7 protein-coding genes and 2 tRNA genes are annotated in these 12,156 nt (G+C 56.7%); 6 read left to right on the forward strand and 3 right to left on the reverse strand.

The features are described 5' to 3' along the window. Positions 1 to 140: 140 nt before the first annotated feature. The 6 genes from DWW03_RS01610 (at position 141) to DWW03_RS01635 (ending at position 10,055) form a co-directional block, all read left to right on the forward strand. On the forward strand, positions 141 to 737 hold the full coding sequence (locus tag DWW03_RS01610) for an RNA polymerase sigma-70 factor (RefSeq protein WP_022062029.1): 597 nt from the start codon (positions 141 to 143) through the stop codon (positions 735 to 737). A gap of 115 nt (positions 738 to 852) precedes the next feature. Next, the gene (locus DWW03_RS01615) at positions 853 to 1,818 is read left to right on the forward strand and encodes a FecR family protein (RefSeq protein WP_118406168.1); all 966 of its coding nucleotides are present in this window, start codon (positions 853 to 855) and stop codon (positions 1,816 to 1,818) included. Between the two features lie 71 nt (positions 1,819 to 1,889). After that, a complete protein-coding gene (locus DWW03_RS01620) occupies positions 1,890 to 5,174 on the forward strand; it encodes a SusC/RagA family TonB-linked outer membrane protein (protein ID WP_240046588.1) in 3,285 nt (1,094 codons plus the stop codon). Positions 5,175 to 5,193: 19 nt separating this feature from the next. Beyond that, on the forward strand, positions 5,194 to 7,065 hold the full coding sequence (locus DWW03_RS01625; RefSeq protein ID WP_118406169.1) for a RagB/SusD family nutrient uptake outer membrane protein: 1,872 nt from the start codon (positions 5,194 to 5,196) through the stop codon (positions 7,063 to 7,065). A gap of 21 nt (positions 7,066 to 7,086) precedes the next feature. After that, on the forward strand, positions 7,087 to 8,409 hold the full coding sequence (locus tag DWW03_RS01630) for a BT_3987 domain-containing protein (RefSeq protein WP_118406170.1): 1,323 nt from the start codon (positions 7,087 to 7,089) through the stop codon (positions 8,407 to 8,409). Positions 8,410 to 8,435: 26 nt separating this feature from the next. Further along, positions 8,436 to 10,055, forward strand: a complete 1,620-nt coding sequence (locus DWW03_RS01635; RefSeq protein ID WP_118406225.1) for a putative Ig domain-containing protein — start codon at positions 8,436 to 8,438, stop codon at positions 10,053 to 10,055. A 123-nt stretch (positions 10,056 to 10,178) separates the two neighbouring features. Here the strand turns inward: DWW03_RS01635 and DWW03_RS01640 are convergent. From DWW03_RS01640 to DWW03_RS01650, 3 genes are all read right to left on the reverse strand, one after another. Beyond that, positions 10,179 to 10,253 (reverse strand) — tRNA-Val (locus DWW03_RS01640). A 38-nt stretch (positions 10,254 to 10,291) separates the two neighbouring features. After that, positions 10,292 to 10,366, reverse strand: a tRNA-Val gene (locus DWW03_RS01645). A 371-nt stretch (positions 10,367 to 10,737) separates the two neighbouring features. Beyond that, on the reverse strand, positions 10,738 to 12,039 hold the full coding sequence (locus tag DWW03_RS01650; RefSeq protein WP_118406171.1) for a Fic family protein: 1,302 nt from the start codon (positions 12,037 to 12,039) through the stop codon (positions 10,738 to 10,740). Between the last annotated feature and the right edge of the window lie 117 nt (positions 12,040 to 12,156).

Raw genomic sequence — 12,156 nt, forward strand, 5'->3', positions numbered from 1 at the left:
AACGGCGATCCCGGGGCGCGGACTTCCCGGCAGCCCGGTTCCATTTTACTGCAAAGGTGGCCCTTTTTTCGGGAATCCGGCCCGTTTTCCGGAAAAAATTGTAATTTTAGCCTCCCGAATTACGCGAGATACGACGGTTTATGTCCCTGAACACCAAATACGACATCCTCGACAACCGACTGGTCATCCGACGGCTCAACGCCGGGGACCGGCAGTGTTTCGAAGCATGCTACCGATTCTATTACAAGGGATTGTGCAGCTTCGCTTCGCGCTGGGTATCCCTCCCCGTGGCGGAGGACATCGTACAGGACACGATGCTGTACATTTGGGAAAACCGGGACCGCCTGATGGAGGAACTTTCGCTGAAAGGACTTCTGTTTATGATCGTCCGCAACAAGTCGCTGGACCGCATCTCCAGCCAGAAGGTCCATTCACGCGTCCACCAGCAGTTGGAAAAGAGATTCGCCGACCAGTTCGACTCCCCGGACTTCTACCTCGGCACGGAACTCGCACGGCTCTACCGCGAGGCGCTCGCCCAACTCCCCGAGCAGACCCGGCGCATCTTCGAGATGAGCCGCTTCCAGGGCATGACCCACCAGCAGATCGCCGCCGAGATGGAGGTGTCGCCCCAGACCGTCAACTACCATATCGGCCAGGCGCTCAAAGTCCTCGGCGTCGCGCTGAAGGACTACCTGCCGCTGATCGCGCTGTTTTTCGAAATGCCCGGGAACAACTGAAACCCCTGCCCCCTGCAACCGACCATATGCAATAAAAACGAAAGCCCGAAAAAAAATCGGGTTTTCGTTTAGTAACTATTTCCCCAAAACCGTATTACTGTTAGAAACCGAACTTATGAAAGAGATCGACGACAACCTGCTGACCGAATTTCTCGAAGGGAAACTCGACGAACCCGCCAACCGCGAGATCGAAAACTGGTACGACACCTCGGAGGAGAACCGCCGCCGGCTCGAAGCGCTCTACTTCGTGCTCTTCGCCGGAGACCGGCTCCGTGCCGCCGCGTCGGTCAACACCGACCAGTCCTTCAGATCGTTGCAGCGGCGCATCGAACTGCGCCGCACGAAAACAAGGCCCCAATGGCGGCAGATCGCGGCGCGCTACGCCGCCATCCTCGTCGCGGGCGTGATCGTCGCAGGCATGTATCTCTACCAAAACCGGCCGGACGACCGCATCTGCACGGTCAGCGCCGAGCGCAGCGACTGCTCGGTGACGCTGCCCGACGGCTCCGTCATCCGGCTCACCCGCAGTTCGCAGCTCAACTATCCGGCCTCGTTCGACGACGGGAACCGCACGGTGCACCTCACCGGCGAGGCCTTTTTCGAAGTCAGCAAGCGCAACGGCGCGCCGTTCACCGTCACCACGGTCCACGACGCCGAAGTCGTGGTCCGCGGAACCAAATTCAACCTGAAAGCCTACGACGACAGCTCCGACGTCGAAACCGTACTGGTCGAGGGAGCCGTCGATTTCCGCGCCGCGGACCACGTCGTGGCTCTGCACCCGGGGCAGAAAGTCTCCTACAACCCCACGGACAACGACCTGACGCTGCAAACGGTCAACGTGGAGGCGGAGCTGGCCGCGCGGCTGCGCACGTTCCGCCACGTCGACCTGGCGCAAATCGCCGGGGTGATCGAGGATTTCTACGGCATCGGCGTCGCCTTCCGCAGCGAGGCGCTCAAAAACATCCAGTTTACCGGAACGCTCGACTTCAACATGCCGATCGACCATATCCTCGAAGTGCTGACGCTTTCGACGAACACCCGTTTCAACCGCAACGGCGAAAAAATCACCATTCACAAATAATCCAATCTTAACCAAACCTCTATGAAACAAAAGTTACTCCGTATGCGGCATGCCTGGTATCTACTGGCAGCATGCCTGACACTCCTTATTCCGTGGGGGGGGGAATGCAGGCGGCGCCGTCGCCCCAGCAGACTTCGGTCCGCGTTGAAAACGTAACCAGCCTGAAAGGGCTGATTCAGGAGATCGAATCGCAGACCTCCTACCGGATCTCCTACCAGGGCAACCTGGCGGACAACGTCCCCGTAAAAATCGCCAAATCGACGAAATCGGTTTCCCAGCTGCTCGACGAAGCCCTGCGCGGAACCGGCATCACCTACATCATCCGTCAGAACAACATCATCCTGACCCGTGCGGAGGCACAAAGCCCCGCATCCGCAGCCCCGGCCGCGCCGCGAAAACAGCACATCGCGGGCCAGGTGCTCGATGCCGCGACCCGGCAGCCGATCATCGGCGCCACGATCTGGATCAAGGATTCGGCACTCGGCACGAGCACCGCATCGGACGGTTCGTTCGACTATTCGTTCTCCGGCAACTTCGGCTTCGTGACCGTCTCCTACGTCGGTTACCAGACGCAGGAGTTCCCGATCGACCGCATTCCGAAAGTGATCTCCCTTTCGCCGGACAACAACCTCGAAGAGGTCGTCGTCGTCGGCTACGGCACCCAGAAAAAGGCCAGCATCATCGGCTCGATAGCCTCCGTTCCGGTCAACGACATCAAGATGCCCACGGGCAAGATTTCGAACAACCTGGCCGGACAGCTCGCGGGCGTCATCTCCGTACAGCGTTCGGGCGAACCGGGCGCCTCGTCGACCTTCTGGATCCGCGGCATCAGCACCTTCGGCTCGAACAAGTCGCCGCTGGTGCTGGTCGACGGCATCGAGCGCGACCTCGACCTGGTGGACATCGAGGACATCAAGGAGTTCTCGATCCTCAAGGACGCCGCGGCGACCGCCGTCTACGGCGTACGCGGCGCCAACGGCGTCGTGCTGGTCACCACCCGCGGAGGTATCGTAGGCAAGCCGCAGATCAACATCAAGTTCGAGGCCGGCATGGTGCAGCCAACCAAGATTCCCGACATGATCGACGCCGTCCAGTTCGCCGAGATGTACAATGCGGCGGCCGGATACGACTTCTACTCGAAGAAGGACATCCAGATGTTCCGCGACGGTTCGGACCCCGACCTGCACCCCAACATCGACTGGGTGGATCGGCTCTACAAGGACTACTCGTTCAACCAGCGCATCAACGTCAACATCTCGGGCGGCGGCTCGACGGCCAAATACTACATCTCGGGCGGCTTCTACAACGAGGACGGCCTGTTCAAGGCCGACAACATGAAGGGGTACAACACGTCGGTCTTCTACCGTCGGTTCAACTTCCGGTCGAACGTCGAGGTCCAGCTCCACAAATACACCAAGCTCAACGTCAATCTGGCCACCACGTTCGAACGCAAGAACGAACCGGGTTCGAGCGCCACCGGCGCCAACGGCATCTGGGGCTATGCGCTCAAGACCGCAGCCAACGCCTTCCCGGACGTCTATTCGAACGGCTACCTGGCCGGCCCGGCGTCGGGACAGGGCGAGAACCCCTATGCGCTGCTGACGCAGACCGGTTACCGCGAAATCTTCTACAACACGGCGCAGTCGCTGTTCGTGCTGACGCAGGACCTGGGCGACTGGGTGACCAAGGGCCTTACCGTTTCGATCAAGGGTTCGTTCGACGCCAAGAACGAGAACAACCTGAGCCGCACGAAAACCTCGCCCCAATGGCTGGCCACCGGCCGCAACGAAGCGGGCGAACTCGAATTCAACCAGACGAAGATCGGCGAGGAGAACCTCACCTACAAGCAGACCAACAAGGGCTACCGTTCGGTCTACTTCGAAGCCGTGGCCAACTGGGCACGCACCTTCGGCAAGCACGACCTATCGGCCATGTTCCTCTTCCAGCAGTCGCAGAAGAACTACGTGGGCGAAAGCGCCAACAACTCGGAAAAAGCGCTTCCCTACCGCCATCAGGGCATTGCGGGCCGTATCACCTACAACTACGACAACCGCTACTTCGTCGAGGGTAACTTCGGCTACAACGGCTCGGAGAACTTCTCGCCCAACCACCGCTTCGGTTTCTTCCCGTCGATCGCCGTGGGGTACGTCGTCTCGAACGAAAAATTCTTCGCACCGATCCGCGACGTGGTCAGCATGGTCAAACTCAAAGCCTCCTACGGTCTGGTGGGCAACGACCAGATCGGCGGCGACCGCCGTTTCATCTACAACGAAACCGTGATCGGCGGCGGCAAATACTATTTCGGCACGACGCCCAGCCAGTACACCTCGGTCCGCCTCGGCGAATTCCCGAACCCCAACGTAGGCTGGGAAAAGGCCAAGAAGCTCAATCTCGGCGCCGACCTCTCGTTCTTCAACCAGTTGAACATATCGGTGGATTATTTCAAGGAAAACCGCGAGGGCATCTTCCTCCAGCGCAAATCCATCCCCATGTACGTGGGTCTGAGCACCAAACCCTGGGTGAACATCGGCAAGATGCGCAACAGCGGCATCGACGCCTCGCTCGAATACCACCAACCGCTCGGCAAGGACCTCCACCTCACCGTGCGCGGCAATTTCACCTACGCACGCAACCGGATCATGGACCAGGACGAGCCTGATTACGCCTATACCTACATGAACCACAGCGGCCAGATGCAGTGGCAGAAATTCGGCCTGGTGGCCGCCGGACTCTTCCAGGATCAGGAAGACATCGACTCGTGGGCCAAACAGAGTTTCGGCGAGGTGAAACCGGGCGACATCAAATACCTCGACCTCAACGGCGACGGCATCGTCGACAACTACGACACGAAGCCCATCGGCTACTCGGACATCCCCGAGATCGTTTACGGATTCGGCTTCTCGCTGCAATGGAAGGCATTCGACCTGTCGGCATTCTTCCAGGGCGTGGCGCATGTCAGCTTCTCGACCCTCACCGACCAGACGCAGGCGTTCGTCGGCCGCAACCTCAAGGAGTCGAGCGTATTCGCCGACCTCTACGGCAACACCTGGACTCCGGAGAACCCCGGCGCCAAATACCCGCGCATGACGACCGGCGCCATCGACAACAACAACCAGCTGTCGACCTTCTGGATGGCCAACGGACGTTACCTGCGCCTGAAGAACCTCGAGCTCGGCTACACGCTGCCCAAACGCATCGCCAACAAGATCGCCATGCAGAGCCTGCGCGTCTACCTCTCGGGTGTGAACCTATTCACGTTCAGCCCCTTCAAGCTGTGGGACCCCGACCTGCAAACCGGAGCCACCAACTACCCGAACAACCGGATCATCAACCTCGGTCTCACGATCGGTTTCTAACCCCTAACCGGCAACAACCATGAAAAACACGATTAAAACATTCGCCCTGTTCCTGACAGCCGGAGCCATGCTCGCTTCCTGCGACTCATACCTCGACCGCCAGCCCGACGAGCCGCTGACTTCGGACAACATATTCAAAAAGCAGAAGACCACGCTCCAATACCTGACCAACATCTACTCCTACCAGCCGGATTACGAAGCTCCCGCCTGCGTGTCGAACAGCAACGACATCCCCTGGGAGGCCAGCTCGGACGAGACCTCGTTCGCCTACCTGGACCGGTCCTACACCCAGATCAACTACAACTCGTGGAACCCATCGCTACACATCTACCGCGACGACACCTACAACACGCCCTATAAGGGCATCCGCGAAGCCAACTACTTCATGCAGAACGTCCACAAGTGCCCTCCGGAGGAACTGAACGATGTCGACAAGGGCTACTACTACAACGAGGCCCGCTTCCTGCGCGCGCATTTCTACGCCATGATGCTGCCCGTCTACGGTCCCGTCTTCCTCATCGGCGACGATCCGGTGGACTTCACGCAGAGCGGACTCGACCAGCGCGAGCGCAACACCTGGGACGAGTGCGTCAACTACGTCGCGAACGAGCTTTGGGAAGCCGCCAAGGGGCTGCCCGACAGCTGGCCCGACATCTACTACGGCCGTGCCACGAAAGGCGCCGCCCTGGCAGCACGCGCCCGCCTGCTGCTCTACTCGGCCCGCAAGCTCTTCAACGGCAACGAACTCTACAAGGGTATCGTCAACAAAAACGGCGACCACCTGTTCCCGACCCAGTACGACGAAAAGAAATGGGAGCTGGCAGCCCAGGCCGCCAAAGACGTTATGAACCTGAACCTCTACTCGCTGGTCGGCGCCGACGGCACGGACCCCTACGCCAGCTTCAACACGCTCTTCACGTCGGTAGGTTCCGGGACCGGCGGCGCTACGGAGAAGATCTACACGCGCATCGCCAGCGGCTACCAGTGGCGCGTGGTCACCACGCCCCCGAGTGTCGGCGGAACGGCCTACGGCGGCTACGGCGTAACCCAGAAACAGGTCGACGCGTTCGCCATGGCCAACGGCCGCTACCCCATCACGGGCTACACCGACGGCGACCAGGCGCGGCCGATCATCGACCCCGACGCAGGTTACAGCGAAAGCGGATTCTCGAAGTTCAAGCACCCGATCTACGGCGACGAACTGGAGACGTTCAAAATGTACCAGAACCGCGAACCGCGCTTCTACGTCAACGTGTTCTGGAGCGGCATGACCTGGCACGGAGCCAACAAGAAAACAGCCAACGTCCAGTTCTATTTCAACGGCAATTCGGGTCCGGGAAAATCGCACAACTATCCGCCGACGGGTTATCTGGCGCATAAGTTCACCAACCCGTCGATCGACACCTCCACCGGCAACTATGGCTACCTGGATTTCCCCGTATTCCGCTATGCGGAGATCCTGCTCAACTACGTCGAGGCGCTTAACGAGTACGATCCGTCGAACGCGGACATCACGCTCTACCTGAACATGATCCGCAAACGCGCCGGCGTTCCCGACATCGAGGAGGTCTATCCCGACGCCGCCGGCGACCAGACCAGGATGCGCGAACTGATCCGCCGCGAACGCCAGGTCGAGCTGTGCTTCGAAAACCTGCGCTATTTCGACACGCGGACCTGGATGACGGCCGAGACGGACAACAACATGCCGGTCTACGGCATGAACATCTCGGCCAAAGACCACAAGGCGAACGGCGAATTCTGGCAGCGCGTCATCTGCAAATACGACGGCGGCCGCGACGGCAACCGCGTCTTCACCAAGCGCTGCTACCTCTTCCCGATTTCCCAGGAAGAACTCGACCGTGTGAAATGCACGCAGAACTACGGCTGGTAAACCCCTCTAATCCGGATAATTATGAAACTGAAAAACATATTGATACCCTTCGCAGGTGTGCTGCTGCTGACCGCCTGCGAAAAAGACCACCGCAACGACAACCTGACCGACCCGCGCGTCTACATCGTCAACAACGGCGTGCAGAACGCAATCTATTACGACGTGGAGGAGACGATCGACTACAACATTTACGCTTACAGCAGCGGCTACTTCGGACAGCCGTCGGAGGTGAAGGTCGTACCCGACCCCGATGCCGTCGAGGCTCTCAACGCCGCGAACGGCTCCTCCTACACGCTGCTCGGCGAGGAGTACTACCAGATCGTCAAGGACACCGGTTCGATCACGGCCGAAGGCCGCCGCGCCACCCTCACCGTCCGCCTCGACTGCAAGGGGATCATGGCGCTGCCCTACATGAACGACTACGTCCTTCCGCTGCGGCTCTCGGCCACGGGAACCGAGGTCAACGAGAAGCTGAACACCATCCTGATCAATCCCCGGATGCAGGAGACCGAGGTGCTGGCCGAGAACGCCGGTGTCGTGGAAAGCGACTTGAGCGCCACCGACGCCAATACGCTCGAATTCACAGCCTACACCGAGTTCAACAACAAGTGGGATTCCGAGATGGAATACGAACACGGCGATGCAGTGCTCGCGGCCTATAACGCCGAGCACGGCACGCAATACATCCCGCTGCCCGAAAGCGCCTACACCTTCACGGGAGCCGACCTGAAAGCCGGCTCGAACAAAGCGGTTTCGACCATCGACATCGACAAATCGAATCTGACGGCAGACCGTTACTACACGCTGGCCGTAAGGCTCAAGAGCAATTCGAAATTCAAGATCGGCGAGAAGAACACGGTGCTTTACCACATCTCGCTGCTCCCGATCTACGACAGCCGCAGCAAGTGGAATCTCGTTTCGTGCAGCTCCTACTACACCGGCCGCGGCCCCGAGCTGATGATCGACGGCGATCTGGTCACCCGCTGGGAGAGCCGCTACAACAACACCGGAGAGGGCGACATCAACCCCAACGAAGCATCGACCGTATGGGATATGGGCAAGACGTACTACTGGTGCGGCATGACGCTCGTCCGCCGCAGCGACTCCTACGTGACCGACCTCCGCGCCGGCTACATCGAGCTTTCGGACGACGGCAAGAACTGGACGAAAGCCCAGGACTTCGACTTCGGCGACAAGACCAACACGTCGACGACCGGAACCTACGCCGTCGAGCAGTGGACCGTTTCGGGCCGCTACGTACGACTGGCCGTAAATGCCAGCAACCGCAACAAACTGTACTCCGTGTCGGAATTCGTTCCGGTGCTGGCGGAAAAGACGAAATGAACCCGAAATCCAAAATTCCCGAACCGATGAAAAAACCGATTCTGCTTTACCTGACGACCCTCGCCCTGACCGCACTCTGCGGCGGGGCGGCGGCCGGGCAGGCTGCGGCGCAAAGCGCGCCCGACATGTCGAAATACATCCTGACCCCGAAACCCGCCGACACCCCGCGCATCAACGGCGCCCGCGTCTTCGGCGTCCGCCCGGGTTCGGAATTCCTCTACACGATCGCCGCGACGGGCGTCCGTCCGATGACTTTCTCGGCCGAGGGGCTTCCCAAAGGGCTGAAACTCGACCCCGAAACCGGACGGATCACGGGACGCGTAACCGCTCCGGGCGAATATACCGTGCACCTGAAAGCCGCAAATGCGTCGGGCAGCTGCGAGCGTAATCTGAAGATCGTCGTGGGCGACGAAATCGCACTCACTCCGCCGATGGGCTGGAACAGCTGGAACTGCTGGGCGCGCGACGTCACGCAGGAGCAGGTGCTCTCGTCGGCGCGCGCGATGGTCGAAAGCGGACTCGCCGACCACGGCTGGTCCTACATCAACATCGACGACGGATGGCAGGGCAAACGCGGCGGCAAACACAACGCGATCCAGCCGAACACGAAATTCCCCGACATGAAGGGCCTTGTACGCGAGATTCACGACATGGGCCTGCGGGTGGGCATCTACTCCACGCCGTGGATCGGGACCTATGCCGCGCATATCGGCAGCTACTCGGACAACCCCGACGGCGTCAACGAGTGGATCAAAAAAGGCCGGCACAACGAGCATTACCGTTATCAGAAAGAGGGCGGCAACTACTGGAAGGACCGGACCGAAGTCTGGCACCTCGGCCCTTACTCCTTCGTGGAGGCCGACGTGAAGCAATGGGGCGAATGGGGTATCGACTACCTCAAGTACGACTGGAATCCGCTCGACTATTACCACGTCAAGGAGATGCACGACGCCCTTCGGACGCTCGACCGCGACGTCGTTTACAGCCTCTCGAACAGCGCACCCTACGGCGACGCCCCGCAGTGGATGCGGTACTCCAACTGCTGGCGCACGACGGGCGACATCCGCGACACGTGGGAGAGCATCAGCAGCATCGGGTTCAGCCAGGACCGCTGGCTGCCCTTCAACCGCCCGGGTCACTGGGCCGACCCCGACATGCTGGTCATAGGCATGGTGGGCTGGGGCCCGAAACTCCACTACACGCAGCTCACGGCCGACGAGCAGTATACGCACATCAGCCTCTGGTCGCTGCTGGCCGCGCCGCTGCTGATCGGCTGCGACATGGCGCAGATGGACGACTTCACACGGAGCCTGCTGACCAACGACGAAGTGATCGACGTCAACCAGGACCCGCTGGGCCTGCAGGCCGTTCCCGTCTGGCAGCAGGGCGACCAGGTGATCTACGCCAAGCACCTCGAAGACGGCTCGATGGCCGTCGGGCTTTTCAACCGGGGCTGGCAGACCGTGAAGATGAACTTCACGCTCCGCATGCTGGGTCTGCGCGGCAGGCAGACCGTGCGCGACCTGTGGCGGCAGAAGGACCTCACGGAGTGCACCGACAAGTTCGAAACCGCCGTTGCGCCTCACGGCGTCGTTCTGGTGAGAGTCTACCCCGGCAACAGCCGCGAACAGGCGACCGGCAAATAGCACGGCCCTGTTTCATAATAAATAAAAGACGGATACCTGCGTATCCGTCTTTTTCTTGAGCGGCATTGCCGCAATGTCGACAGAAAAGCCTTCCGAAACGAATCCGAAAGGCTTTTCTGCTTGTGGGAACAAGCGGATTTGAACCGCTGACCTCCTGCTTGTCGAGCAGGCGCTCTAAACCAACTGAGCTATGCTCCCGGCATAAAAAACCATCCTGTTTTGGATGGTCTCTGTCGTGGGAGCTGAGGGATTCGAACCCCCGACCCTCTGCTTGTAAGGCAGACGCTCTGAACCAGCTGAGCTAAGCTCCCCTTTTGCTGAATTGCGAGTGCAAATGTATGATAAATAAATCATTCCTGCAAGTCCTCGCTTCATTTTGGGAAATCTTTTTTCGCTGGCAGTTCATTCGGTTGACACGCTGGTTTACACATTTGCATAAAGCCAATGCTGGTTAAACAATAGTGAATTAGTTGATAATCTTATATTTGAATAAGAGAGGACAAACTTTACAAAGGGGCCTATAAATATACCCCTTTCGCAAAGTCTGTCCTCGTATCAGTCGAGAAAAACGCGCGGGAAAATCTTACCCTTTCCCCTGTTCCCTCCTTTTAAGAATGTTGTTTTGCTTTTGTTTCTGTAAAATTCTTTAAAAAATTCAAAGAAATTTAAAGGATTTTAATGTTTAATCTACCAACTCTTTAAATTTCATACTCCTTGCATATATGCTTTTTACTTTGTTCACAGGTATAATGTCGACATAGCCAAGTTTTACCAGTCCCTCTAAATCCCCTTTTGCCGTCGGATAAGATACATTCATGCGCGTCTGAATTTCCTTAACAGAGAATGAAAGATTAGGAGAGTCGTTATACCATTTGATAATTTGAGCTTGGCGAGCGTTTATATTACCCAATTTCAAAAAATCAGAAGTTTGTTGTTGGTCATCTATTTTTCGTTGAATATATTGCCGAAGTTCATTATAAGCTAAACTAACCGCCCGTAAATGGTAAGCTACAAAATAACCTAAATCGTTTCCGTCGCATTCCGTATATAAATAGGCTTTTTCGTATTGTCGTTTACTTCGACTGATTATACGAGAAATAGAGAGATATTCTGTCAGCCAATATCCTTTACGAAGCATATACCAGTAGAATATGGCACGGGCAGTACGCCCATTTCCATCTACGAATGGATGAATGAATGCGATTAAAAAATGAATTATGATTCCCTTAACAATGGGATGAATGAATACACCATTAAAATCATCATCATTAAAAAGTCTACATATGCTGTCAATCAGTCCCTCAATCTCGCAGCAATCGGGCGGAGTGTGAATTGTTTCGTGAGTAATCCCGTCTTCAACGACCACATTATTGTCTGTACGGAATCGACCTTCATCATTGCTATCATCCAATGTCCTATAAGTCATCAGTTGGTGAATATGCAATAATGTCTCTTTCGTAAATTCCTCGTCTTTGTGCTGAAGAATGAAACGGATCGTTTCATAATTGTTATGAATCATCTGTTCCCCCCGCGTCCGTGGAGAAATAGATTTCCGCAACATATCTTTTGCAATTTTTCGAGTCGTAGCTGCTCCTTCCATTTGACTGGAAGCAATTGCTTCCTCCATATTGGAACTAATCAGATAACGATTCTTATCTGCTTCGGGGATAAAACTTTGTGTCCCCAAATACCCGCCCAGATTCATGTCAAATTCATGGCACAACTGCTGCATGTGGTCTGTCACATATAATTTGAACCGATAATTGCCTATTTCCAATGTTTTGGCAAACATACGTGACAACTTAACGCAAGCCCATACATCTTGTGCGAGCACTTTGTCTGGAAGATGTTTATATTTAATCTCTGTCCAATATTGGTACTGCCTATTGATCTCGTTTACCACATCGGCAATTTTCGGATCACAACTCAGACGGAGCGCTTTATCGAAATCTTCTTTGCGTATTTTCGGAGGAGATTCTATCATATCTCATATAATTTTTGCATGTACAAATGTAATAAAATTCTTTAAAATACTTAAAAAACTTTAAAGAATCTTAATGTTGGTCCTTACACGAATTGCTCCAAATATTTCTCCTTAAAC

This window comes from Alistipes sp. AF14-19, from assembly GCF_003461645.1.
Taxonomy (GTDB): Bacteria; Bacteroidota; Bacteroidia; order Bacteroidales; family Rikenellaceae; genus Alistipes; species Alistipes shahii.

Bases quoted from the DNA above. Each gene is read 5' to 3' on its own strand.
- DWW03_RS01610 (WP_022062029.1), top strand. From the start codon at position 141: ATGTCCCTGAACACCAAATACGACATCCTCGACAACCGACTGGTCATC.
- DWW03_RS01615 (WP_118406168.1), top strand. From the start codon at position 853: ATGAAAGAGATCGACGACAACCTGCTGACCGAATTTCTCGAAGGGAAA.
- DWW03_RS01620 (WP_240046588.1), top strand. From the start codon at position 1,890: ATGCCTGACACTCCTTATTCCGTGGGGGGGGGAATGCAGGCGGCGCCG.
- DWW03_RS01625 (WP_118406169.1), top strand. From the start codon at position 5,194: ATGAAAAACACGATTAAAACATTCGCCCTGTTCCTGACAGCCGGAGCC.
- DWW03_RS01630 (WP_118406170.1), top strand. From the start codon at position 7,087: ATGAAACTGAAAAACATATTGATACCCTTCGCAGGTGTGCTGCTGCTG.
- DWW03_RS01635 (WP_118406225.1), top strand. From the start codon at position 8,436: ATGAAAAAACCGATTCTGCTTTACCTGACGACCCTCGCCCTGACCGCA.
- DWW03_RS01650 (WP_118406171.1), bottom strand. From the start codon at position 12,039: ATGATAGAATCTCCTCCGAAAATACGCAAAGAAGATTTCGATAAAGCG.